The 26,480-nt window shown below is 34.6% G+C and carries 23 protein-coding genes, 1 tRNA gene and 1 other RNA gene; 3 read left to right on the forward strand and 22 right to left on the reverse strand.

Annotation, left to right across the window (positions count from 1 at the left end; all coding sequences use genetic code 11):
* Nucleotides 1-60 precede the first annotated feature (60 nt).
* Nucleotides 61-1,218 carry a tyrosine-type recombinase/integrase gene (locus MWH28_RS07365; protein WP_248618663.1) on the forward strand — a complete coding sequence of 386 codons (1,158 nt, stop codon included), beginning with the start codon at nucleotides 61-63 and terminating at the stop codon, nucleotides 1,216-1,218.
* A gap of 93 nt (nucleotides 1,219-1,311) precedes the next feature.
* Here MWH28_RS07365 and MWH28_RS07370 read toward each other — a convergent pair.
* The 19 genes from MWH28_RS07370 to MWH28_RS07460 all read right to left on the reverse strand — a co-directional run bounded on the left by MWH28_RS07370 (nucleotide 1,312) and on the right by MWH28_RS07460 (nucleotide 21,768).
* A tRNA-Trp gene (locus tag MWH28_RS07370) sits at nucleotides 1,312-1,387 on the reverse strand.
* Between the two features lie 84 nt (nucleotides 1,388-1,471).
* On the reverse strand, nucleotides 1,472-2,320 hold the full coding sequence (locus tag MWH28_RS07375) for a methyl-accepting chemotaxis protein (protein ID WP_248618664.1): 849 nt from the start codon (nucleotides 2,318-2,320) through the stop codon (nucleotides 1,472-1,474).
* Nucleotides 2,321-2,467: 147 nt separating this feature from the next.
* Nucleotides 2,468-2,830, reverse strand: a transfer-messenger RNA (tmRNA) gene (gene ssrA, locus MWH28_RS07380).
* 91 nt (nucleotides 2,831-2,921) lie between these two features.
* On the reverse strand, nucleotides 2,922-3,392 hold the full coding sequence (gene smpB / locus MWH28_RS07385) for an SsrA-binding protein SmpB (RefSeq protein ID WP_248618665.1): 471 nt from the start codon (nucleotides 3,390-3,392) through the stop codon (nucleotides 2,922-2,924).
* A 78-nt stretch (nucleotides 3,393-3,470) separates the two neighbouring features.
* On the reverse strand, nucleotides 3,471-5,594 hold the full coding sequence (gene rnr, locus MWH28_RS07390; RefSeq protein WP_248618666.1) for a ribonuclease R: 2,124 nt from the start codon (nucleotides 5,592-5,594) through the stop codon (nucleotides 3,471-3,473).
* 118 nt (nucleotides 5,595-5,712) lie between these two features.
* Nucleotides 5,713-5,937, reverse strand: coding sequence for a preprotein translocase subunit SecG (gene secG / locus MWH28_RS07395; protein ID WP_248618667.1), 225 nt, complete (start codon nucleotides 5,935-5,937; stop codon nucleotides 5,713-5,715).
* Between the two features lie 104 nt (nucleotides 5,938-6,041).
* Nucleotides 6,042-7,334, reverse strand: a complete 1,293-nt coding sequence (gene eno, locus MWH28_RS07400; protein WP_248618668.1) for a phosphopyruvate hydratase — start codon at nucleotides 7,332-7,334, stop codon at nucleotides 6,042-6,044.
* Nucleotides 7,335-7,472: 138 nt separating this feature from the next.
* A complete protein-coding gene (gpmI, locus tag MWH28_RS07405) occupies nucleotides 7,473-9,026 on the reverse strand; it encodes a 2,3-bisphosphoglycerate-independent phosphoglycerate mutase (RefSeq protein ID WP_428323573.1) in 1,554 nt (517 codons plus the stop codon).
* 316 nt (nucleotides 9,027-9,342) lie between these two features.
* Nucleotides 9,343-10,095 carry a triose-phosphate isomerase gene (tpiA, locus tag MWH28_RS07410; RefSeq protein ID WP_248618669.1) on the reverse strand — a complete coding sequence of 251 codons (753 nt, stop codon included), beginning with the start codon at nucleotides 10,093-10,095 and terminating at the stop codon, nucleotides 9,343-9,345.
* A 186-nt stretch (nucleotides 10,096-10,281) separates the two neighbouring features.
* Nucleotides 10,282-11,466 (reverse strand): phosphoglycerate kinase, encoded by a 1,185-nt coding sequence (locus MWH28_RS07415; RefSeq protein ID WP_248618670.1) that lies wholly within the window; start codon nucleotides 11,464-11,466, stop codon nucleotides 10,282-10,284.
* Between the two features lie 141 nt (nucleotides 11,467-11,607).
* Nucleotides 11,608-12,603: a type I glyceraldehyde-3-phosphate dehydrogenase gene (gap, locus tag MWH28_RS07420; RefSeq protein WP_248618671.1), complete on the reverse strand. Its 996-nt coding sequence runs from the start codon at nucleotides 12,601-12,603 to the stop codon at nucleotides 11,608-11,610.
* 59 nt (nucleotides 12,604-12,662) lie between these two features.
* On the reverse strand, nucleotides 12,663-13,682 hold the full coding sequence (locus MWH28_RS07425) for a sugar-binding transcriptional regulator (protein ID WP_248618672.1): 1,020 nt from the start codon (nucleotides 13,680-13,682) through the stop codon (nucleotides 12,663-12,665).
* A 563-nt stretch (nucleotides 13,683-14,245) separates the two neighbouring features.
* A complete protein-coding gene (gene whiA, locus MWH28_RS07430) occupies nucleotides 14,246-15,181 on the reverse strand; it encodes a DNA-binding protein WhiA (protein WP_248618673.1) in 936 nt (311 codons plus the stop codon).
* 30 nt (nucleotides 15,182-15,211) lie between these two features.
* Nucleotides 15,212-16,510: a gluconeogenesis factor YvcK family protein gene (locus MWH28_RS07435; RefSeq protein WP_248618674.1), complete on the reverse strand. Its 1,299-nt coding sequence runs from the start codon at nucleotides 16,508-16,510 to the stop codon at nucleotides 15,212-15,214.
* Between the two features lie 11 nt (nucleotides 16,511-16,521).
* Entirely contained in the window at nucleotides 16,522-17,385 is an 864-nt protein-coding gene (rapZ, locus tag MWH28_RS07440) for an RNase adapter RapZ (protein WP_248618675.1), read from the reverse strand.
* Between the two features lie 232 nt (nucleotides 17,386-17,617).
* Nucleotides 17,618-18,349 (reverse strand): PHP domain-containing protein, encoded by a 732-nt coding sequence (locus tag MWH28_RS07445; protein WP_248618676.1) that lies wholly within the window; start codon nucleotides 18,347-18,349, stop codon nucleotides 17,618-17,620.
* A gap of 45 nt (nucleotides 18,350-18,394) precedes the next feature.
* A complete protein-coding gene (locus tag MWH28_RS07450; RefSeq protein WP_345894759.1) occupies nucleotides 18,395-19,135 on the reverse strand; it encodes a phosphatase in 741 nt (246 codons plus the stop codon).
* A 21-nt stretch (nucleotides 19,136-19,156) separates the two neighbouring features.
* Nucleotides 19,157-20,044, reverse strand: a complete 888-nt coding sequence (locus tag MWH28_RS07455; protein ID WP_248618706.1) for a hypothetical protein — start codon at nucleotides 20,042-20,044, stop codon at nucleotides 19,157-19,159.
* A 521-nt stretch (nucleotides 20,045-20,565) separates the two neighbouring features.
* Nucleotides 20,566-21,768 carry a glycosyltransferase family 4 protein gene (locus MWH28_RS07460; protein ID WP_248618678.1) on the reverse strand — a complete coding sequence of 401 codons (1,203 nt, stop codon included), beginning with the start codon at nucleotides 21,766-21,768 and terminating at the stop codon, nucleotides 20,566-20,568.
* A 204-nt stretch (nucleotides 21,769-21,972) separates the two neighbouring features.
* Between MWH28_RS07460 and MWH28_RS07465 the strand changes: the two genes are divergently transcribed.
* Entirely contained in the window at nucleotides 21,973-23,589 is a 1,617-nt protein-coding gene (locus tag MWH28_RS07465; protein ID WP_248618679.1) for a glycoside hydrolase family 57 protein, read from the forward strand.
* Nucleotides 23,589-24,362, forward strand: a complete 774-nt coding sequence (locus MWH28_RS07470) for a DUF4912 domain-containing protein (RefSeq protein ID WP_248618680.1) — start codon at nucleotides 23,589-23,591, stop codon at nucleotides 24,360-24,362. The genes MWH28_RS07465 and MWH28_RS07470 overlap by 1 nt, the downstream gene beginning before the upstream one ends.
* Before the next feature lie 61 nt (nucleotides 24,363-24,423).
* On the opposite strand, the gene MWH28_RS07475 is transcribed toward MWH28_RS07470, so the two are convergent.
* The 3 genes from MWH28_RS07475 to MWH28_RS07485 form a co-directional block, all read right to left on the reverse strand.
* Complete coding sequence (locus tag MWH28_RS07475; RefSeq protein WP_248618681.1) at nucleotides 24,424-24,741, reverse strand: carbohydrate-binding protein; 318 nt, start codon at nucleotides 24,739-24,741, stop codon at nucleotides 24,424-24,426.
* Between the two features lie 76 nt (nucleotides 24,742-24,817).
* Nucleotides 24,818-25,702 (reverse strand): glucodextranase DOMON-like domain-containing protein, encoded by an 885-nt coding sequence (locus MWH28_RS07480; protein WP_248618682.1) that lies wholly within the window; start codon nucleotides 25,700-25,702, stop codon nucleotides 24,818-24,820.
* 274 nt (nucleotides 25,703-25,976) lie between these two features.
* Nucleotides 25,977-26,444 carry a HutP family protein gene (locus MWH28_RS07485; RefSeq protein ID WP_248618683.1) on the reverse strand — a complete coding sequence of 156 codons (468 nt, stop codon included), beginning with the start codon at nucleotides 26,442-26,444 and terminating at the stop codon, nucleotides 25,977-25,979.
* Nucleotides 26,445-26,480 lie beyond the last annotated feature (36 nt).

Raw genomic sequence — 26,480 nt, forward strand, 5'->3', positions numbered from 1 at the left:
ATAATCTCCCCAAAACATTATATACTAATTAATGTATAAATTTAAAAGGAGGTATTCAAATTGGCACATCTTAGAAAACGTGGTAATAACCGCTGGCAGATCTGTATTGAAAAAGGACGTGACCCAGTCACAGGTAAACGAGAAAGGATTTATAGAACGGTTAATGGGACTAAGAAGGAAGCTGAAAAGGAAATGCATAGGTTGGCCCATGAAATAGAAACAGGGGCTTATATTGAGCCTTCAGAGCTATCTGTAAAGGAATATCTTTTAAAGTGGTTTGAGGATTATTGTGAGCCTAATTTAGCCCCTTCTACATTGGAAAGCTATGAGATAATTATTAAATCTCATTTAATTCCTGCCTTAGGGTCTATTAAACTAAGTGATTTAGAACCAATGCATATTAAATCTTACCAAAGCCATAAGCTTAAATCTGGACGTAAAGATGGTAAATCTGGAGGTCTTTCTAAAAGAACTGTCCAATACCATCATCGAGTATTGAGTAAAGCTTTAAAACATGCTGTTAAATGGAGAATTATTAATAATAATCCTGCAGATTACATTGATGCTCCTAGCCCAGATAGACCAGAAATTAACGCTATGACAAGTAAAGAAGTAAATAAGTTATTAAATTGTGCAAAAAAACATCCTGAAAAATGGGTATATGATTTTATTTATCTTGCTATCTATACAGGAATGAGAAGAGGTGAAATTTTAGGATTACGATGGAAAGATGTAGATTTGAAAGAAAGAGTAATTCATGTTAGACAAAGTGTTACTAAAGTAACTGGAAAAGATTTAATCTTTCGTAAACCTAAGACTAATTCTAGCATTAGACCAATTAATATAGATGAAGATGTTGTAGCTGCTTTAAAGCGAAGAAAAAATGAACAAAATCAAAATAAATTACTTTTCGGTAGCAAATATGATAATCAACATAATCTTATTTTTTGTAAGGAAAATGGAGAACCTTTCTTACCTCAATATGCAACTAGACAATTTAATGAAGTAGCTAAGGAGGTAGACTTATCTCACTTTAGATTACATGATCTACGCCATACTCATGCAACATTGATGCTTAAAGCTGGAGTCCATCCTAAAATAGTCCAGGAAAGGTTAGGACATGCTTCGATAACTGTAACTCTAGATACCTACTCTCATGTAATACCATCTATGCAAAAAGAAGCAGTTCAAAAATTAAAAAACACCCTACAAAAATAGTTGGGCGTCAAGATGGCGACATCTTCAATTTTCATTTCAAATTCTCTTTTCTTTAAAACTACCCTCATCCCTTGCTATGTAAATAAATAAAATTGGCACGGGAAGCAGGACTTGAACCCGCAACACCTGGATTTGGAGTCCAGTGCTCTGCCAATTGAGCTATTCCCGTGCGTGAAATTAATATATACTTATTTCGACCAATCTGCTAATACTCTAACATATTATTGATTAAATTGCAAGGAATAATCTAAATTTATTTTTGATAAATATCGTCACTCAATGATTCTGCCATTTGAACAACATTATTTCCCAATGCATTCAAATTTTGAACTTCTGAGTGAATTGTAGTAACTACATTATTTTGTTTATTACTAACCTCATCAATCTTCTTAGCTACCTGGTCTAACTGTTCAGTTATTTCACTGACTTTAGTTAAGATTTCTTCTATCTCTGACATTGAACTTGAACTTTTACCAGCTAACTTCTGAACTTCCTCAGCAACCACTGTAAAACCCTTACCTGCATCACCGACTCGAGCTGCTTCTATCGAAGCATTCATTCCAATCATCTTTATTTGCCGAGAAATATTCTTGATAATATCAATTATTTCATCTGTATCCTCAACTCTCTTTTCAGTTTTACCCGAAATTTTATTTAACTCCTCTCCTGTTTTAACCATCTCTTCAGCTTCTATACTAATTTCTTCAACTTGTTTATTCACTACTTCAGTAGCCTCTAACAAACCTTTAGCAACCCCTAATAACTTCTCTTTACGACCAGTTGATTGAGAAATTGTAATCCCACCAACCACCTGTCCACTATCATTAAAAATAGGATTAGAAATACCTATATAAGGCACTCCACAAACAGAAGAATCCTTTTCTTGGACTATTCTTCTCTCTTCTTCAAGTGCTCTTTGAACTACCCAATTAGGATCAATTCTATCTCCAACTTTTATATCAAAGATCAATTCTTGTCCAGGATGATAACTCAATACTTTCTCCGTATCTGTAACCAATACTCCTGTATCCTCTAATGTAAATTTATTTAAATAAGGAGCCACCATCAAAATCGACTCTAATAACCCAGCTTCACTAGACATTGTACCTCTCCTTTCTAATTTCTAGTTCTCTATCTATCGGTCTCTAATTTTATTTCAATAAAACTTTTTTACTTCCTGCAAACTACCTTTTAAAATAAAAAAAACACCATTTCCTGGTGTCTTTGTTGGTTAACTTATATTTATTATTGGTGGAGGTGGGCGGAGTCGAACCGCCGTCCCTATAGGATGCTCCTAGAGCTTCTACGAGCGTAGCTTGTGTTTTGAGTTCACAGTTTTATCTCCCTCCAAGCAGGATAAAAAACTGCTAGCTTGTTAATCTCTCATCCTCCTACAAGCTTCAAAGGATGAAAAGCCTGCTTAATTATGACACTTATAAAGACTCACAGACAAAGTATTTATAAGCGTAGCTGGTGCTTTACGCAGCAGCTAATGCGTAATTATTATCGTTTGCAGATAATTTTATAAGTTGCTATTAGTTTACGAGATTAATAGCAATCTCGGCTCGCTTCCTCCGGCACACCCTACAGGTCGAGTTCCATATACACCCCCATAGGTTAAAAGCAGTGGATAGTTAATAATGAATAGTGAATAGTTGAAATCAACTTCCTTTTCTATCCCAGTTTATTAACTATCAATCGCTTTAATATCTTCCTAATTGGTTATCTTTAAAAGCCCGCTCCATTTCACGTTGAGCAGTCTTCTTTTTTATATCATGGCGTTTATCATGAAGGTTTTTCCCTTTAGCTAGGGCCAACTTCACTTTAACCAATTGCTTCTTAAAATATAACTGCAATGGTACTAATGTGTACCCTTTTTCTTTTGTCTTACCAATAAATTTTCTAATCTCTCTTTTATGCAGCAATAATTTTCGTCGTCGTTCTGGATCATGATTATAACGATTTCCTTGTTTATAAGCAGCTATATGCATATTGCGAAGATAGACCTCTCCATCTTCTACAAGAGCAAAGCTATCTTTAAGGTTTACTCTTCCAGCTCGAATTGATTTAACTTCTGTACCAGTTAATACAATTCCCGCTTCATAAACCTCTTCGATATGATACTCATGTCGTGCTTTTCTATTTTTTGTAATTACCTTAACTCCATCACTCATTTTTGCCACCTCTATCTAACGTGTATCTATCATTATAACAATTATTTTCTAACTGTCAAGGATTTATTGCGATTTATTTTAATTTAAAACCAGATCAAAATCAACCTGCTGCTCTTCTACATTAACTTTACTAACCTTAACTTTTACTTTCTCACCTAATTGATACTTCTTAGCAGTTCTTTCCCCAATAAAAGATTGCTCATCTTCATGGTAATGATAATAATCATCGGTCATCGAACTAACATGTACTAAACCTTCAATTGTATTATCCAACTCTACAAAGAAACCAAAAGGCATAACACTGCTTATTATTCCCTCATACTCTTCCTCTAGCTTATCTTTCATATACTCAACCTTCTTTAAATCAAGTGTTTCTCGCTCTGCTTCCATAGCTTTTCTCTCTTGTACGGAGCAATGATCTGTAATCCCTACTAATTTATTCTCCAAATCCTTACTGCGATTTTCAGACATAGTTTCTTGTTCAATTACTTCTTTAATGATTCGATGGATCATTAAATCAGGATATCTTCTAATCGGTGAAGTGAAATGAGAATAATACTCAGAAGCTAATCCAAAGTGGCCAATATTATAAGGACTATAATGTGCTTGTTGCATTGTCCTCAATAAAACAGTATTAATAATCCTTTCTTCAGGCTCACCTGCTACCTTCTCTAAAACCTCCTGTAATGCTTTAGGGTGTATGTCATCTTGTCTTCCCTTGATATGATAACCAAAGTTGTGAATAAAGCTATTTAAATCTTCTAATTTATCTTGAGGTGGTTGTTCATGGACTCGATAAATAAACGGGATTTCTCTAAAGTACATCTCTTGGGCTACAACCTCATTAGTCTTAATCATAAAATCTTCTATTAATTTTTCTGCAATCGTTCTTTCTACCTTAACAACATCAACTGGATTTCCTTCTTGATCAAGAATTATATTGGCCTCAGGAAAATCAAAATCAATACTTCCCTTATTATGACGCTCTTCTCTAATCAACTTTGATAATTCTGCCATTGCTTCTAACTCTTCAATTATATCATCATACTCTTTAATCAATTCTTCTTCTCCATCTACCAACATTCTTTTAACTTTATTATAGGTTAATCTATGATTAACCTTAATTACACTTTTAGCAAATTCATAATCCAATAACTCCCCAGTCTCTAAATCAAAATCCATTAAGACAGACATGGCTAATCTATTCTCATTAGACCGTAAACTACATAAATTATTAGATAACTTCTCCGGTAGCATAGGTATTACTCTATCCACTAAATAAACACTAGTTCCCCGATTAAGAGCTTCTTGATCCAAGCTACTTCCCTCTTTAACATAATACGTCACATCGGCTATATGAACTCCTAATCTAACCTTTTGTTCGTTTAATATTTCTAAAGAAACAGCATCATCAAAATCTTTAGCATCATCTCCATCAATCGTCACCATCTTCAAATCTCTTAGATCTTTTCTCGTCTCTATTTCTTGAGCTGGAATCTCTTCTGGAATCTCCTCTACTTGTTGTCTAACTTCTTCTGGAAACTCTTGTGGTAAATCTGCTTTCCTAATAATAGCTTCTATATCTACACCAGTCTCTTGTTTATGTCCTAAAATTTCGATAACTTTTCCTTCAGGATTTCTTCCTTTTTCGGGCCAACTTGTCAACTCAGCAACTACTTTATACCCTTCCTTAGCCCCATTTCTCTCATCCCTAGGAATGAAAACATCATGATAAATTCTGGAGTCATCAGACACAACAAAACCAAAATGTTCACTATCTTCATAATTTCCTACAATAGTTTTATTCTCTCTTTTTAATATCTTAACAATCTCTCCTGATAATTTTTCAGTTCCTTTGCCTCCCATAACCCTAACTACTACTTTATCATTATGCATAGCTCCATTCATATCATTCAAATTAATATAAACATCCTGGTGCTCAGGATTATCAGGAATTAAAAAACCAAAACCTTTAGCATGCCCTTGTAGGCGACCTACTACTAGATTCATTCGTTCAGGAACCCCATAACGTTCTTTACGATTTTTAATGATTAAGCCCTCTTGCTCCATTTCATTCAATACCTCTTCAAACATCTTGCGTTCTGAATTCGGTATCTCCAAAACATTAACTAACTCTTCAATTGTTAATGGCTTATAAGCCTCTTCTCTCATGAAATTTAATATACTATTTTTAGTACTCATAATCTCCCCCCATTCTTATTCTTGCTAAATTATTATTCCTCACTTTAATTAAATTTATGTATTAAAAAACATAACTCTTAGCCAGATAAAAATCCAACCAAGAGTTTAACTAAATTAACTATTGAATAGCTACTATTACTAAGGATAACAACATAAATAAGACAGCCATTACTATTGTTAATTTATTCAAAAAACTATCTAACGCTTTACCTTTTCCTCCAAACATCGACGTAGCTCCACCATCAATTGCTCCAGACAGTCCAGCACTCTTTCCAGACTGCAATAATACTGCAACGATTAAAACAATTGAAACAATAATTAGAAGCACTTTAAGAATCAGCACTTTTTGCACCCCCTAGTTAAAAATCCAACTATCATTTTAACATATTTAAATAAAAAAAGCAATTGATAAAAGGTGCAGGAAATCCCACACCTTATTTAATCTAATTATAGATTATAAAGATTAGCTAATCCATTGTATTGACCTGCCTGGGCCAAATCCTCTTCAATTCTCAATAATTGATTATACTTGGCCATTCTATCAGAACGGGAAGTAGAACCTGTCTTAATCTGACCTGCATTTGTAGCAACAACTAGATCAGCGATTGTATCATCTTCAGTCTCTCCTGAGCGGTGAGAAATAACAGCAGTCATATTATTTCTCTTTGCTAATTCAATTGCATCTAAAGTTTCAGTTAATGTTCCAATCTGATTAACCTTAATCAAGATTGAATTACTAGCTCCCATTTCAATTCCTTTTGCTAAACGCTCTGTATTAGTTACATATAGATCATCACCAACTAATTGAATCTTATCTCCTATAGCATCATTTAATTTAACCCAACCATCCCAATCATCATCTTCATCTAATCCATCTTCAATCGATACAATTGGATACTTTTCAACTAGCTCCTTATAAAACTCAATCATCTCTTCACTACTTCTTTTAACCCCTTCACGTTTGAAGTTATAAACACCATCTTCATATATCTCAGTAGCAGCAACATCTAGGGCCAACTTAATATCTTGACCTGGAGTATATCCTGCCTTTTCAATTGCTTCTAAAATAACCTCAATTGCACCTTCAGTACCCTCTATTTCTCGTGGAGCAAATCCACCTTCATTACCGACTGCAGTTACATCTCCTCTTTCTGCAAGAATGTCATGTAAAGCATGGAAGATCTCAGCTCCTGCCTGCAATGCTTCACTATAAGTGCTGAAATTAACAGGCATTACCATAAACTCCTGGACATCAACAGCAGAGTCAGCATGCTCTCCACCATTTAAGATATTCATCATTGGTACTGGCAGTTCCTTAGCATTAACTCCACCCAAATACTGATATAAAGGCAATCCAAAAGCATTAGCAGCTGCTTTAGCTACTGCTAGTGATACTCCTAAAATAGCATTGGCACCAAAATTACCTTTGTTTTTACTACCATCTAACTCAATCATTAATCTATCGATTTCAACCTGTCGTGTAGCATCCATACCCAAGATTTCAGGAGCTATATCTTCATTAACATGATTAATTGCTTTTTGAACACCTTTACCCCGATAACGCTCCTCTCCATCTCGTAATTCTACTGCTTCATACTCTCCAGTAGAAGCACCAGAAGGAACCGCAGCTCGACCATAAATACCTCCAGTCAAATAAACATCTACCTCTACAGTTGGGTTTCCTCTAGAATCTAAAATCTCTCTAGCATGAACTTCTTCAATTATAGTATTTCCAAACATTTTTATTCCTCCTCTTATTCTTTATTGATATAAGGCTTAAGTTTAAGACTAAGTTTAAGTTTAAGTCAACCACTAGAAACATAAGGGCTTAGCTCTTACTTAGACTTAGACTCAAACTTAAACTGAATTGTAATTAAGTTAACTCTTATTATTCTCAATCAATGAGTTTCCAGTCATCTCCTCTGGTATTTCAATCTCTAATAAATCTAGCATTGTAGGAGCTACATCTGCTAATTTACCTCCATCCATTAACTCTATACCTGTCTGCTGCTGATTGATATAAATTAAAGGAACTTGACTATTCGTATGAGCAGTAAATGGTTCTTCAGTTTCATAATCAATCATCTGATCACTATTCCCATGATCAGCTGTAATTAGAACTGCTCCCTCTAACTCTTTCACTTTATCAACCACCTTGCCCAAACATTCATCAACTACCTCTAATGCTTCAACAACAGCATCAAAATAACCAGTATGCCCTACCATATCAGGATTAGCATAATTTAAAATTACAACATCATAATCCTCTTCCTCAAGTTGTTCAATTAATTTATCGGTTACTTGATAAGCACTCATTTCGGGTTTCATCTCATAAGTAGCAACCTCTGGGGAAGGAATTAACTCCCTACTTTCTCCCTGATTAGGAGCTTCTTTTCCTCCATTAAAGAAGAAGGTTACATGAGCATACTTTTCAGTCTCTGCAGTTCGTAATTGCTTTAAGTCATGCTCAGCTAATACTTGACCTAAAGTATTCTTAATCTCTACAGGAGGAAAAGCAATTGGGGCATCAATCGTTTCATCATACTCAGTCATACAGACAAAATAAACCTCCGGATGCTCTCTTCTCTCAAATCCATCAAACTCCTGATCACTTAAGGCTCTAGTCAATTGACGAGCTCTATCAGGTCGAAAATTAAAGAAGATAACTGAGTCATCATTTTGTAAAGTTGTCACTGGTTCTTTTTGCTGATCAACAATTACTGTTGGTAATACAAATTCATCTTCTTTATCTTGAGCATAAGAGTTTTCAATTGCTTCAATAGCTGTAGTAGCTACCTCTCCTTCTCCAAGACAGATCGCATCGTAAGCTTTTTGAGTTCGCTCCCAACGATGATCACGATCCATATAATAGTAGCGACCACCGATTGTCGCTATTTGACCTATACCTAGCTCAGACATCTTCTCTTCTAAAGCTGTGACATATTTTTTAGCACAAGCTGGAGGTACATCTCTTCCATCTAATGGTGCATGTATATAAACCTCTTTTACTTCATTTTTCTTAGCTAATTCTAACAAAGCATATAAATGCTCAATATGACTATGTACTCCACCATCAGATAATAACCCCATTAAATGTAAAGCACTATTATTCTGCTTTACATTTTCGATTGCTTTTAAGAGAACTTCATTTTCAAAAAAAGATTGATCCTCAATGGACTTATTAATCCGTGTGAAATCCTGATAAACAACCCTTCCTGCACCTAAGTTAAGATGGCCAACCTCTGAATTACCCATCTGCCCCTCTGGCAATCCAACTGCATCTCCTGCAGCATCAAGGGTAGTAGTTGGGTATTTAGCAAATAATTCATCAAAGTTAGAAGTATTAGCTGCTTTAACTGCATTTCCTTTATCTTCTTCATTAAGACCAAATCCATCTAATATCATCAATACTAGCGGTTTAGGTATTGCCACCGTTATCTCTCCTTCCTCCATAATATCCTACCCAAAATATAGATAATCAAACCTACTTGATATTTAGTGGCACTTTGCCACTAAATATCAGTGTACAGTTTACGGTTTACAGTTGACAGTTAAACCCATTAAAATCTTAAAATCAAAATCACCCTAACCTATAGGCGTAAGGAATTTTAGAGGTCTTAAGCTTTTAATCTCTTGATCTTAACTGTACACTGTTCACTGTACACTGTCAACTCAATATTGTACTACTTCATTTCAAAGTTGACCATCTTAAATACAGCTTACCTATTAGAGTGTAAGTAGTGTTATCTTAGTCAAACTTAACAATTTGGGAGAATGATTCAGCCTCTAGACTAGCTCCTCCTACCAATGCTCCATCAATATTAGGTTGAGCCATAATCTCTGTTACATTATGTGGCTTAACACTACCACCATATTGGATTCGTACAGCTTCTGCTGTTTTTTGATCATACATCTTAGCAACCTTTTCACGAATAAAGCTGATTATTTCTTCAGCTTGCTCTGGAGTAGCAGTCTCTCCAGTTCCAATCGCCCATAGTGGTTCATAAGCAAGTACCATATTCTTTACATCTGCTGCTTCAATTCCTGATAAGCCAGCTTCTAGTTGGAATTCAACCTTATCAAAGTGAGCCCCTGATTCTCGCTCGGCTAACTTCTCTCCAATACATAAGATCGGATTTAAATCTTCAGCAAACGCAGTCTTTAATTTTAAGTTCAATAGTTGATCATCTTCACCAAAAATCTCTCTTCTTTCAGAGTGACCGATGATTACATACTCACATCCTACAGATTTGATCATTGCTGGAGATAACTCCCCTGTATAAGCCCCACTTTCTTTCCAATACATATTTTCAGCACCAAGAGCAATATTTGTATCAGCAACGACTTTATTCATAGCATATAAGTCAACTGCTGGAGCACAAATAGCAATATCTACATCTTCAACTCCAGCTACCAATTCTTTTAATTCTGTTACCATCTCTACAGCCTCATCAACCGTCTTATTCATCTTCCAATTTCCAGCAATAAATGGTCTACGCATAATTTACCCCTCCATTTTTGTAAGTTCTTAGTTAGATATATTTCTTGATCAGTCTAAAATTTTAGACTGATCGTATTAAATTTCAACTAATGAAGTGCTTCCCGCCCAGTCTAAAAATAAAGACTGGCCGTGTCCATGTAACTTTACCTCTTATTTTAATTTTTAACTTAGCATTAATTGCTTTTCTTATTTGTCATTCAACGCCTCCACTGCAGGCAAAGCCTTACCTTGGAAAAATTGCAACGATGCTCCTCCACCGGTTGATATGTGGGTCATCTCATTCTCCAACCCAGCCTTTTTGACTGCTGCTGCAGAATCTCCACCACCGATAATTGTAGTTGCATCAGAATCTGCTAAGGCTTGAGCTACTTGGTTAGTTCCCTTAGCAAAGTTATCCATTTCAAAGACTCCCATTGGCCCATTCCATAAAATTGTTTCAGCTTGATTAATTATGTCACTATAATTTTTAACTGTTTCCGGGCCAACATCCAATGCTTGCCAGCCAGCTTCAATCCCATCTACTGCCACTACCTTATGTTCAGCATCAGCAGCAAAATCATCAGCAACAACCACATCAACAGGTAATGCTAAGTTAACCCCTTTAGCTTCAGCCTGTTCAATCAACTCTTTAGCTAAATCAATCTTATCCTCTTCTAGCAAAGAATCTCCAGTTTCATACCCTTGAGCAGCAATGAAGGTATTGGCCATTCCACCACCAATCAATAAGGCATCAACCTTCTCTATTAATGCTTCAATTACTCCAATCTTATCAGATACCTTTGCTCCACCAATAATAGCTACAAAAGGTTGGCCCGGATTTTTTACCGCTTGGCCCATCGTCTCTAGCTCATTTTGAATTAAAAATCCTACTGCTGCTTCATCAACATAATCAGCAACTCCTGCTGTAGAAGCATGAGCTCGATGGGTAGCTCCAAAAGCATCATTGACATAGATGTCTGCTAATTGACCAAGCTGTTTAGCAAACTCTGGATCATTCTTCTTTTCTCCAGGATTAAATCGAGTATTTTCCAGCAATAATACATCTCCAGTTTCCATTCTAGAGATTGCCTCTTGAGGCTCATCACCAACAGTATCATCAGTCTTAATTACTGCCTGCTCTAATTTATTTGATAATACTTGTGCAACTGGATCTAATCTTAACTCCTCTTTAACTTCACCACCCGGTCGCCCTAAATGGCTCATTAAGATTACTTTTGCATCTTGCTCAATTAAATAATTAATTGTCGGCAAAGCTGCTTCAACTCTTGTATCATCTGTTACTGTTCCATCTTCTAAAGGTACATTAAAGTCAACTCTTACCAAGACTCTCTTTCCCTTAACATCTACATCCTTCAATGTCTTTTTATCCATTATTTACACACCTCCACAGTTATAACTTTCTTAGTAATTTGTAACTAATTACTAGTTGCTAGTCACCAGTTACTAATTACCAATCACTAATCTGTAAGTTATTTTAGGGCCAGAAATAATCTGACCCCAAAATTAACTAGCTTACAATTTAAGTGCTAAATCAATAACTCGATTAGTATAACTTAACTCATTATCATACCAAGAAATAATTTTAACCATATTACCATTAACAACCATTGTAGAGTCAGCATCTACTAAAGAAGAATGTTCAATTCCCATAATATCACGAGATACAAGCTCTTCTTCAGTATAACCTAAAACACCATTCATTTCACCTTCAGCTTTTTCTTTAAGTGCAGCATTTACCTCTTCTACAGTAACATCCTGACCTAAAGTAAATACTCCATCAACACAAGAACCATTAGGAACTGGAACTCTCATTGCCATTCCATCAATCTTACCTTCCAATTCAGGTAATACCTTAGTAGTTGCAATAGCAGCACCAGTAGTAGTAGGTATAATATTCTCAGCAGCAGCTCTACCTCTTCTTCGCTTACCTGCAGGAGCATCCAAGATAGCTTGAGTAGCAGTATAACCATGCACTGTAGTAATTAGAGCTTTTTCAATTCCAAACTCATCATTTAAAGCTTTAGCTAATGGAGCTAAACAATTAGTTGTACAAGATGCGTTAGAAACAATCTTATCATCATCAGATAGCTCATCATCATTAACACCAAGTACAATTGTATTATCAATCTCATCTTTAGCTGGTACCGTTAAAAGAACCTTTTTCGCTCCAGCTTCTAAATGTTGTGCTATCTGTTCTCTCTTTCTAAATACACCAGTAGCCTCAATTACAACATCAATATCATTTTCACCCCATGGCAATTCAGTAGGCTCAGGAATTGCAGTAACCGCAATCTCATTACCATTAACTACTAAGTTACCTTCATTAACTTCTACAGTTCCATCAAAACGACCATGCACAGAGTCATACCTCAATAGATAAGCTAAAGTTTCAACATCAGTCAAATCGTTGATAGCAACAATCTCTAAATCTTCACCTCTTTGTTCAACCAACCTTAAAAAGCCTCTCCCAATACGACCAAAACCATTAATTGCAATTTTTTTACTCATCTTAACTCCTCCTTATAACTTTTAGTTTTATTTGAAAATAAAGCTTTAAAACCTAAGCTTTACTTTGTCAACTCTAAAATAGCTTTTGCAGCTTCTTCATCAGTGATCAAGATATCTTGATGCCTAGCTGAAATAACAGCCAAAATTGCTTTTGCCTTGCTCTTACCTCCAGCAATAGCAATTACCTTTTTTATCTTAACCAGCTCAGATAATTTTAACCCTACACTTGTTGTGGAATAAACAATCTCTCCTGCTTGATCAAAATAATAACCAAAAGCTTCTCCAACAGCCCCAACTGACTTCAATTGTTCAATCTTTGCTAGTGGCATACTCCTTCTTTCGGCCATTACCTCTGCAGTTCCTATCCCATGAACCAAAATATCTGCCTGTTTAGATAATTCTAAAACTCCTTGAATTGAATCTTCAGTAAGCAACCTAGAAATTGTCTCTTCTTTTAAATTATCTGGTATATGTAATAGATGATACTCGCCACCTAATTTATCGGAAATCTTGGCCCCAATAGTATTTGCTTGAATCTCAACCCCTTCTCCTAATCCCCCTCGAGCTGGTACTACCGTAACATCTAAATCTTCTTGGCATGGTACCATCATTTCAGCTACAGTAGCTAAAGTAGTACCACCAGTTACAGCAATAATATCCTCTTTAGAGATTAAATCCTTTAAAAAATCAGCAGCAAACCTTCCTAATTCTTCCTGATCTTGACCAGTACCCAAACCATTAGGAACAATATATACATCTATACCTAAGACTTGCTTTAGTTGACGCTCTAAATTAGTAGTTCCTCTTAATTCTTTAATATAACCATCCAACTGCCACAATATTCTCTCTCCACTGACAGTAATTTTAGTACCAGCGGCAGTAATTTCAATAAAATCCTTTTCCCTAAAAAAAACTAAATGATTACGCACAGTCCTCTCACTTAAATTAAGCTTATTAGCCAAAGACCTACGACCAATCGGCTGTAACCGAGAGATATTCTTCAAAACACCATATCTTTTTTCAATCATCTTAATCAATTCTGGTGCTATCTCTTGTTGTAATTTAAAATAATCTACCATACGAAATCCCCCAAGTTAAACCTTCATCAATATCTTATACTTATTATCTCCTCAATCAACTTCTTAATATACTGGAAATATCATCTTTTAGTAGCTAATTAATTCAATTTAATTCTAATACTTGATTAATATTCTAACTGCGGGACAAATATGTCCAAGTAGTATGGATTTGTCCCGATGCACCTAAAAAATAAATCAAGACAACAATTACTTCTGTTACCACTTTTAATTTTTCTAGATGAAGAATATAATTCCTGCAAGAAAAATAACTTTTTTTATTTTTTATGATAAACTTAAGTCGTATTGATATAAAGTGGCACTTTGCCACTTTATATCAGTTGACAGTGAACAGTTGACGGTTGACAGTTAAAAATCTAAATTCAAACCACTCTAAACTCTTAAACATAAGACTTTTCAAAGGTTTTAAGGTCTTAAGCTTTTAAGATTTTGACCTTCAACTGTCAACTGTAAACCGTAAACTGTCAACTCAATATTGTGGCACTAAAAGTGCCACAATATTGTAATTAAACTTCACTCACACTGATTACAGACACTAACACTATCTACTTCCCCTTCAATTTATCGGCTATCTTTTTAATCCTTCTTAAGCGATGATTGACCCCCGATTTACTCAAAGTTGGCTCTAATAACTCTCCTAACTCCTTTAAACTAGAGTAAGGATTCTTCCTTCTCAATTCTGCTATCTCCTGTAAACTGGTCGGTAATTTATCCAATCCCTGTAAACTATCAATCAATTCAATATCTTCTAAATGTCTCTGAGCTGCAACTACTGTCTTATTTAAATTAGCTGTTTCACAATTAACAATTCGATTAACTCGATTACGAACTTCCTTATAAACTCGAGCATTTTCAAATTGTAACACTGCCCAATCAGAGCCAATCAAATTCATCACCTTAATAATATCATCAGCTTTTTTCAGATATAATAAATAACCACCATTTTTTTGACGCCGTTTTAAATCAATTTTAAACTTCATACATAATTTCTGTAGCTGTATAGCATATTTTTCTGAACTAACTGTCACTTCTAAATGATACTCACTATCAGGATTGCTGACTGATCCAACAGCCAAAAAAACCCCTCGTAAATAAGATCTTGTACAACATTTATTAGCTATTAATTCTTCTTTAATCTGATGATTAAGTTGATACTCATCTGTAATCAAACCACATTCAATCAAAACTTCTCTAACGCCTGGTTGAGGTGGCACCCTAATAATATAATAATTCTTCTTATCTAAATACATCTTTTTCCTAACAATTATATGTGTGAAAAAATCAAACTGCTCTTGTAATAATCTATAAATCCTTCTTGCTACTGCAGCATTCTTACTTTTTAAATTTAAAGCTAATTGTTGATTATCTATTCTTAAGCTTCCATTATTTTTAACTAAAGCTGCTAGCTCAACTACTCTACAACACTCAGCACCAAAGTCTTGTCTTGCTACTTCATTTTTAACTTCATCTGTAAATGACATATCTATTCCCACCTTTTAATTCTTACCTGCCTAAAAATAATTATTCTTTTCCTCAATAACCAAATCCATAATTACTCTAGCTAATTTATCAGGATTATGTCTGACCAAATTAGACTGGTTAATTACAGGTTCATGGATTACCTTTACTCCTTGCTCTTTCAATTTAGCCAGGTCTGCTTTCACAGGTTCTGCTCCTTCTTGAGCATATTTTTTAATCAATTTTCTGTCTACTTCTTCACTATTAGCTAATACATAATCAACAATCTGATCTCCTACATGATCATATAGTGCCTGCAGATGATCACTGGCTGTATAATGATCTGTTTCACCAGGTTGAGTCATTACATTACAGACATATAATTTAGAAGCATCAGCCTTTTTAATTGCAGTCGTTAATTTTTTGACCAATAAATTAGGTAAAATACTAGTATACAAACTACCCGGCCCTAAAACAATCAAATCCGCGTCTTCGATAGCAGTTAATGCCTCAGGTAAAGGCTCACTATCAGCTGGTTCAATAAAAACTTTTTCAATTTCACCTTTAACTTTAGGAATTTGAGATTCACCACTAATAATCTTACCATCTTTTAATTTAGCAGATAAGCGTAAATCCTCTAAAGTAGAAGGCAAAACCTGCCCTTTAATAGCCAATACCTTGCTTGACTCCTTGACCCCTTCTTCAAAATCCCCTAATACTTCAGACATAGTAGCTATGAATAAGTTTCCAAAGCTATGCCCTTTTAATTCATCTCCTTTATTAAAGCGATACTGAAATAATTTTTCCATCAAAGGCTCTGTATCTGCCAAAGCAACCAAGCAATTTCTAATATCACCTGGCGGTAAGATCCCTAATTGTTCTCGTAAGGCTCCTGAACTTCCTCCATCATCAGCAACAGTTACAATAGCAGTAATATTATTAGTAAATTTTTTTATCCCTCGTAACATGGTAGAAAGACCAGTCCCACCTCCAACAACAACTATCTTTGGCCCTTTTTTTAAGTATCTTTTTTGGTACAATAACTCTACTAAATTATCCTCACTTTCAGGCACTACGGCTTCTAAAATAGAATCAATCATCTTTCTAGTTCCAAATAAAACTACCAAAACCCCTCCTAGAATCAAACTAATTCCAATTGTTCTATGAACTAAGTCAGCTAAATCACCGACTAAATCACCTAAAAATTCAATTACTAAACTTTCAACTAGACTTAAAGCTTGAAAACTAACAACTACTGCCACTCCAACCCCAACCAAAACAATTCCAATTGCAATTACAAATAACCATCTTTTAAATTTTAAACCAGGATAAAACCACTTAAACTCTTTCATCAACCACACTCCTATTTATCAGAATCACGATGCTCAATTAAGACGTTATATTCATTTTTTAATTCTTGATATAATTTCTCAGCTAAAGTAACTGAACGATGCTTACCTCCTGTACAACCTATAGCAATCATCAAATGGGACTTTCCTTCCTTAATATATTGAGGTATTAAAAATCTGATTAAATCAAATAGTTTATATTTAAATTTTTGGGTAATTGGCCATTTTAATACATAATCCTGTACTCTTTTATCTTCTCCAGTTAACGGTCGTAATGAATCAACATAGTGCGGATTAGGCAAAAATCTAACATCAAACATTAAATCAGCATCCAATGGTACTCCATATTTAAAGCCAAAGGATAAGATTGATAAATTCAACTGCTTTTCATTCTTTTTTTCAATAAAATCCTGTTGAATCTTCTTCTTAAGTTCCTTAGGGGTTAAGTTAGTTGTATTAATAATCTTATCAGCTTTCCCTCTTATTCTTTCTAGCTTTTCACGTTCTAAATTAATTGCTTCTAAAATCCTTCCTTGTCGGGCCAACGGATGACGCCTTCTGGTCTTCTTAAATCTATTAATCAAAGTTTCTGTCCCTGCTTCTAAAAATAAAACCCTATAATCAGCAATAATATTCTCTAATTTAGCCAATTCAGTAAATAAATTATCAAAAAAATCTCCACCTCTAACATCAATTACTAAAGCTACTTTATTTATTTCTCCTTTAGACTGCCAACATAGCTCTGCAAATTTAGAGATCAAAGCAGGAGGTAGATTATCGACACAAAAAAAGCCAACATCTTCAAATATCTTAACCGTCTCTGATTTTCCTGCTCCAGACATTCCAGTAATAATTACAAAATCAAGCTTATTCTCCATCTGTCCCCTCCTTATTAATTAATAATTGACAATTGATAGTTGAATTAAATCTTATTAGTACAGTGCATAATTATAAAATATACAGAACATCTGTTTTTAATTAGAAAATGATCTTAATTGTCAATCGTAAATTGCTTTTATTCAACCTTAAGCTTAATTATACCACTACTGTCCCGATTAATAAACTAACAACTTATATCTGTCATTTTAGTAATATTAATTTATTTCTATTTTAAACAACATTAATAATATCTTCCACACTCAAACCAGCACTTTTAGCTACTTGTAAAGCTGGTTTTACTTCTCCTACATCAACTGGCTTATGAGCATCACTACCTAAACTGAATTTTACATTTTCACTAACTGCAACCTTTACAAATTCTTCAGTTAAATAGCCATGACTGGCATTTATCTCTAAAGCTGTATCCCTTTTAGCTGCTTCCCGGGCCAACCTTTGAGTATCAATATTGATCCGATAACCTGGATGAGTGATAATATCGATTTTATAATTCTGGATAGCATTAACTAAAGCTTCCGTATTCTTCTTCCTTATCTCCTTCGATTTTAACTTTAACTTATCAACAATTACATTATTAAAGATAATCCCTACTCCATCTTGCCAACTTACTGGCTTGATCGGTAAGTGTAACCCTACTAATACAACATCCAATTCTTCTAAAATAAACCGTGGTAGATCTAACTTTCCATCTAAACTGATCACATTTGCTTCTACTCCAGCTAATACCTTAATTTCCGGATATAACTGATCATACTTATCCACTTCTTTTTTTATCTCTAAGAAGGTAGCAGCATCCCTGACTCCAAAACCATAACAAGCTGGCCCGTGATCAGAGATGGCTATTCTTTCTAATCCTTTAGCAATTGCTACCTCTATATTCTCCCTAATTGTTCCTTTACCGTGGCTATAGAGAGTATGAGTATGATAATCTGCATTCAGTCGCATCAATTTCACCTCAATAGTATTCTATCCCATATTATTAAATAAATACTAATCAACCTCTAGTAACTCCTCTTTCACTTCCCGTTTAGTAGCAATAAAGTCAAGCACTTGCTGTACAGAACTATTCAAGATATCATCTGCACCCAATCCTGCCTTCTCAACTAATTCTAATGCTAAATCAAACTTACCGACCTGCTTACAATAATGAGCATCAGTTCCTAACGAAACCTTAACTTCCATCTCCTTAGCTTCTTTAGCAATCTCTAAACATCTTTCCTTACTCCCTGGCCGACTATAATAAGAACTATTATTTATCTCTAATAGAGTCTGTTCTTTTTTAGCTACTTCCAATACCTTGCTAATCTCAACTTCATACTCTGGATTACCAGGATGGACTATAATATCTACCAGAGGATTCTGTATTGCATTGATCATCGCTGCAGTATTTTCTTCTTTACTACGAGGATTATAACCAGCTCCAACATGAAAACCAGCTAATACAAGATCCAAATTAGCCAATACTTCAACCGGTAAATCCAATTGGCCTAAACCATCAAACACATTAGCTTCTACCCCTTTAATGATCCTAACACCATCTATTGTTTCAGGAAGAACCCGCAGATTACCAAAATGATAAAGATGAGGCCCTCCAGGCATATTTGGCCCGTGGTCTGTAATAGCTAATATCTCAATCCCATTCTCTTTCGCCCCTGCTGCCATTTCATTCACAGTAGAATAAGCATGACCACTAGCAATCGTATGAGTATGTAAATCCGCTACTAAATTGATCATCTCTTTTCCCCCTTCATCTTAAATAAAGATACCCAATCTTGTTCCAATAATACCTATTAATACTAAAATAAAATAACCTTCAATTCCTGTTAATTTAAATAGCCTTAACACAGCAAAAATTGCTAATAAGGCTTCTGCCCAGAGTATATGTTTTAAAGTACTTGTAATATATACACTACTAAAATTTAAAATTAACGGAGTAGCTATTATAACTAAGCCAATCAAGACAAACCTAAAATAATTCTTAAGCTCTAAAATATTGGTTCTATCCCACAGATAATATAAACCATACCACAAGATTGGAAAGAAGAACAATCCCCAATAATAGTTATTATACACTAAGACAGATGCAATTATAGCAGCTAAAGCATAAGAATAATACCAGACGTTATCTCTATTAAAGAGAGGCTTAATTCCTTGAATTAAGAAGATAGCTAGTCCAATAACTGGAAATAATCCAGCAGTAATCGATAACTCAGCCAAAAATTGAACTGGAGTTAAGCCTAATAATTGTTGAATCAATGGCACACTAAATAATACCAATAAATTAAAGACTAGAAGAGGTAAAAGAAAATATTTATTGCCTTCTAAAAAATCAAAGACTTCTTGAAAAGCAAATGATAAAATTAAAACTAAACTCAAATTTAGGATCAAACTTATATTTCCTGTCAAAATAGTTAAAGCCACAGTCAATAAGCTAGCCAATAAACCATATTTAAAACCAGCAGTATACTCAACTAAATTACTACCCCAAATCAACTCTGCTATAACGCCAATAGTAACCCCTGTACTAAACCCTTCACTTCCCAACATGCTACCCAACAAAGGGGCCAACACAATCGGATGAAATAAGACCTTTACTCTAAAATCAACTTGCCGTCTAATATAAACTGCTCCTGTAATCACTACAGCCAATATTAAATTGAATATTCTTAATCACTCCTTTACTATATAAGTTGAATTTAAATTTTTCACTGAAACCATTCACTCTTAAAAGAACTTAGGTTAAGTAAATTGAAAAAAATCATTAATTCAATTTATATATTTATTTCGCCTAATTATTGTTTCCATATTTTAGGTATATTCTCCTTCTTTTAAAATTAAATTGTATTGATATAAAGTGGCACTTTGCCACTTTATATCAGTTAACAGTGAACAGTTGACGGTTGACAGTGGATAGAAAAAAACTAAGAGCTAATTTTTTCATCACGAAGGGTTTAAAGAACCCGAAGGAAAACGTAAACTCAAAACCACTCTAACCCCTTAAACATAAGACTTTTCAAAGGTCTTAAGATCTTAATTTTTTAAGATTTTGACCTTCAACTGTAAACTGTAAACCGTAAACTGTCAACTCAATATTGTGCCACAATAATCAAAAAAGAGAGATATAAAATCTCCCTTTTAAAAAATTATATTCACTTAAAGGATCACATCACAATCTCTTCTTCATCCCAATCACTGGTTTCATACTCTGATAAAACATCTCGATAGACCTCTACAGTCTGCTCAGCAATGTTGGCCCAGTGATAATCATTTTTTGCTTCTTGGTAAGCATTAGCAACCATCTCTTTAGTCAATTTCTCATCATATAAGGTCTTAAGTATATTTGATGCTAAAGAATGGCTATCATCTGGATAAGTCTTCAATCCATTCCGACGATGATCAACTATCTCACCTAGTCCACCAACATCTGAAACCACCAGTGGAGTCTTAGTAATCATTGCTTCTAGAGCAACAATCCCAAATGGCTCATACAGACTAGGAAAGACAGCTACATCTGCTATTTGATAAAGAGAGTTTCTTAATTTTTCTCGAGCATAACCGGTAAAATAGACATGCTGAGCAATTCCTAACCTTCTAGCTTTAGCTTTCAAATCATCCTCTTTGGGCCCATTTCCAGCAATGATAAATTTAGTTTGTGGGTTATATTTTAAGATTTCTGGTACAGCATCTAATAAAACTTGTACTCCTTTTTCTTGAACCAATCTACCAATAAAGAAGACAATATCCTCATTGGGATGAGCAAAGTTGGCCCTAAAATCATCATTATATTGAGAAGAAAAATTCTCTTCCTTAACACCATTTCTAATCACTTTCACCTTATCTTGTGGTAGAGAAAAATGTCCCGTTACCTCACCTTTCATATAATCACTACAACAGATTACCTTCCAAGCTTCATAAGTTGTCCACCATTCAATATCATTGATATACTTTTGCTCTTCATTGTGAATTCCATGATTTCTACCAATTTCAGTAGCATGAATAGTCGTTACTAAAGGCAATGCGTAAGTATGCTTTAAAGTTTGACTAGCAAAAGTTACTAACCAATCATGGCTATGAACTAGATCGATTTGATTACTATTGATAACCGAAATTGCTTTTTCTAGTAATTTATAGTTGAGCAACATCACCCAAGAAGAAAAATCTGGTGTAGAAATCTTAGGGGTATAGACTCGATAAATATGCAAGCCATCTTTCTTTTCATAATCTGGTGTATCCTCTGTCCCTTGTGTTACAAGATAAACCTCAATTCCTTGTTTAGCTAATTCGGGTAATAAATCATATAAATGACTGGCTAATCCTCCCATGCTATATGGTGGATATTCCCAAGATAAGACTAGTATTTTCATTACTTTCTTTTCCTCCCTTTAAATTGTCACGATTCACAATTAAAAATTAATAGTTCAACTAAATTGCATGTTGTTTAACTCGATTTGATCTCTAATTATAAATTTACCCACTTTCCTTTTTTTATTCATCCTAAAATGAATATCTTAACTTTAAATTTAGCATATTAATAAAAGTAATCCTTATAATTGTCAGGAGGTGAACCAATGAAAAAGAATGGATTACTATCTATAATTTTACACGCTCATTTACCTTACGTCCGACATCCAGAGGATAAACATGTCTTAGAGGAAGAATGGCTTCATGAAGCAATAACTGAAACTTATATTCCTTTAATCAAAGTCTTTTCAAATTTGATTAAAGATGGAGTAAACTTCAATCTGACTCTTTCACTATCTCCAACTTTGATCTCGATGCTGACAGATGATTTACTTCAAAAGCGTTATCTAGATTATTTAGATAACTTAATCGAGCTCAGTAATAAGGAGTTAGAGCGAACTAAAAATGATCCTGAATTTCATCATTTAGCCCACATGTATCAGCAAAATTTTTTAGATGCTAAAAGAATTTTTCAAGCCTATGATGGTAATTTAGTTACTGCCTTCAAGAATTTTCAAGACCTTGGAGTATTAGAAATAATCACGTGTTCTGCTACTCATGGCTATCTACCTCTAATGAAATTATATCCTGAAGCTGTTAGAGCTCAAATTAAGCTTGGCATCAAGACCTATCAACAACATTTTGATTGCCAACCAGCAGGAATTTGGATTCCTGAATGTGGTTATTATCCTGGGCAAGACCAGTTTTTATGGGATGAAGGGCTTCGTTACTTCTTTACTGACAGCCATGGGATCTTAAATTCAAACCCTAAACCACACTATGCTAACTTCGCTCCTATTTATTGCCCTTCTGGAGTAGCAGCTTTTGGTAGAGATTTAGAATCTTCAAAGCAGGTTTGGAGTGCTACAGAAGGCTATCCAGGGGATCATGATTATCGTGAATTCTATCGTGATATTGGTTATGATCTAGACTATGATTATATTAAACCACATCTTCATCCGGAAGGATTTAGAAAACAGACCGGTATTAAGTATTATAGAATTACTGGTGAGGGCAGTCATAAACAAGTTTATAAACCTCGCTGGGCCAAAGAGAAAGCTGCTATTCACGCTGGAAACTTCCTTTTCAACCGTCAAGTTCAAGCAGAATATCTAAATCAACAGATGGATCGAACTCCAATCATTATTTCACCTTACGATGCAGAATTATTTGGACATTGGTGGTATGAAGGGCCAACGTGGTTAGAATTTTTAATTAGAAAGATAGCTTATGATCAAGAAGAGATTAAATTAATTACACCTAGTCAATATCTAGACAGATATCCAATCAATCAAGTGGCAACTCCTTCTCAATCAAGTTGGGGAGCTGAAGGTTACAATCAAGTCTGGCTAAATCGAACCAATGACTGGATTTATCCTAAACTCCATCGCATTACTGAGCAGATGATCAATCTGGCTAACAGAGTAACTAACCCTGAACAGTTAGAAAAAAGAGCTCTAAATCAACTTGCTAGAGAATTGCTATTGGCCCAAAGTAGTGATTGGGCATTTATTTTAAAAACGGATACAATGACAGAGTATGCTAATAGACGGCTTAACCAACACTTTAAAAACTTTGAAAAGCTTTATAAGCAAATCCAACAAAATAAAATTGATCAAAATTATTTAAATCAATTAGAGAGTAAAAACAACTTATTCTCCAAGCTAGATTATCAAATTTACCAAAGTAATAAAAATGCTAATTATAAAGAGGTGAGTATCTAATGTTACTATTAATTTATTCTTTGATTGCTGTCTTAGTCAGTGGCGTCATCTTTTACTTTCTGTGGCTTGATAGAGATGACCCTGGAGTTAAATCTGAGACTAACCAACATGAAGACAAAGCAGAACCAGACTTGAATAAGTTAAATTATGAACTAGAAGCTGGAGAAGAATTAACTCAATTTGATTCAGATCCTGAATTTGATAATAATCTATTAGTCAGTAACTACTGGAAACACGGTATTAATCACCAAACAGAAAATCTTATTAGTATCCCTCATGATGCTTATATAAATATCCCTGCCCTTTCTGAAGAGCTATTAGATGATCTGAGGGATAATGTTTGTGATAATAAGCTAGCCCTACTAACCCAATCTCCCACTTCAATTCATGCTTATTGGGATGCATCATGCTTAGAGCTAGAAGAAGGACAACCAACACTTAGAGTTTATGATCTTACAGCAGGAGAAGTTGATAATTACTTCGATATAGAAATCTCACCTACTACTGATAATTGGTATATCGAAGTACCACATGCTAATCATGAATATTATGCAGAAATTGGCTTATTAACAGAGAACCAGTTATTTATCACTCTGGCAAAATCAAATCCAGTCTTAACTCCTACTGATCAACCTGAATTTGAATATGGTGATTTATGGATGAAAGTTGTCGATCAAGAAAAAGAATATGTCCCTTACCAACCAGATGCCTCTTTAGAATCTGAACATGAAATTTCAAATACTTCCTCCTCTACACTGTTTAAAAAGAATTAATTTTTATTAACAGCATAAAAAAATAAAGAGCCTTCAGTTAACTGAAGGCTCTTTATCTAATTTAACTATATTGTTGGCCATTATGCACTTCAAAACTCCAATTATGTCCACCATTATTATCCCAATTTTCTGCTGAATCCTTAAAACAAAAATTTAACCGCTCAGTAGTATTTACTCTTAGTTGAGCAGTCCATTCTCCTTGAGGACTAGGTTCCATTTTAATATTTGTTATTTCACGCCACTTGTCATTATAACCAACCCCAGCATGTAAATAAACTTCCTCTGCTCCTTCATCTGCCAACAATCCCTTATAGTTAACTGTTACTTTCTCTCCAGCACTAATTGGTGTTGGATTTACTACCACTTCTGAATGCTCCAACTTAACACCCTCCTTAAATAGTGTTTACCTATAGTATTTACTACAGCCTCTATCTTATAATAAACAATTTTTGTCATTACTCATTCTGCTTAGCTATCTTAGTTAAGATAAACTTAATTGCTGCTCCAACTAAAGATAACACTAATAAAGCTACAAACCCAAATATAATAATGAATTTAAGTTGTAGACTTACTTCCGGGCCAACAGCTCTGATAGTAGCCAATTCTTGATTTTCTAAATCATAGCTTCCTAAAATCTCCTTTTGCTCCATCCCTTCAGGCACTAAAATATCTAAAACATTGGGATTTAAATCAGTATCAGTTCCACCTCCAAATTGCCAACCTGTAGGCTCTTCTTGCACTTGACGATAATTATCATAACCAAAACCATCTAATGCTCCCACCAAAACATAATAATGTGCTTTTTCTAAATCACCTAACTTCTGTTGTGGGATGGTAACTTTAATTGTTTGATTATCATCTAAGACCGTTATATCCCCTTCTTCAACCCTTCCATCTGCCTCAATATCAGCTCGGTGATCAAAAATCTCCAATGACCAACCAGTAATCTTAATTAATTTATTCCACGGATGTCGTTCTTCGAATTGAACGTTGGCCCCAGGTTTAAAGGTATCCGTCCTACCTCCTTCATCATTATCAATATAAACCTGGATCAATTGATGACTAAAGCCATATTTAGCATGCCAAGGATTGGTCAACTCTACAAATTTGAAATAAAAATTATAATTATCTGCTTCTTCTTCCACCTTAAAATAAGTCAAATCAAATAACCCTTGATATGGCTCAAATTGTTCACTTTTAGGATATAAATAACTCCCTGGACCATATTCATCTCCTATCGGATCTTCCATCTCAAAGATAACATTATTCCCTGCTTGAACAGAAAACCCAATTAATAGTATAGTTAAGCTCAGAAATAATATTCCCTTAACTCTTCTCATCAAAACCTCTCCTTTAAAAATTCTCTTACCTATTGTTATGAAATAAAGCAAAGGAATATTATTCTCTTAATTTAAAAAAGCTCCGCTTAAATAATTTAAGCGGAGTCGAGCAAGTGAAAATGAACTGATATTAAGTTTGAGGCTAAGTCTAAGTTTAAGTAAAACCTAAGTCCTTATGCTTTTAACGGTTGGCTTAGCCTTACCTTCGGGTTTATAAAAACCCTTCGTAATAAAAACCATTTCCTCAACCTTAGACTTAAGCTGTTTTATAATTTTATTCAGCACTCAAACCGTAATAATGAACACCTAACCCAGAAATTTCATGATCAATATCCAACCCTGGAATCCCTAATTTGCCGTGGATTGCTACAGCTAAATGAGCATCTTTTTTAACAATTCCAATCTTAATCCCTGCTCCAGAGATACCACTCATTGGCCCATTGAGTGCTACTAAAGCACGCTCAACACATCTAGTTAAGACCCTCCGATCTTGAATTCCTTCATCAATCACATTTCCTTTTACAGCAGCTCCTAAAGTATTTCGTAACACCTTATTTTTAAGCTGCTCACCTTTGCCACCAGCTCGTGTAATAACTACCTTATAACCCTCTGAAATAAATGTATCAACCAATTGATCATCACACTGATCATCTACCATAGCTAAAACTGTTGCAATTTTACCTATTGTCCTTTCTCCATCTGCTTTAATAATATCCTCTACTGAAAAATCAGTTAGCTCCATTTTTATTCACCTCATATTGCAACTTATTTTTGATTA

The sequence above is a fragment of the Natroniella sulfidigena genome (assembly GCF_023223645.1).
Taxonomy (GTDB): Bacteria; Bacillota; Halanaerobiia; order Halobacteroidales; family Halobacteroidaceae; genus Natroniella; species Natroniella sulfidigena.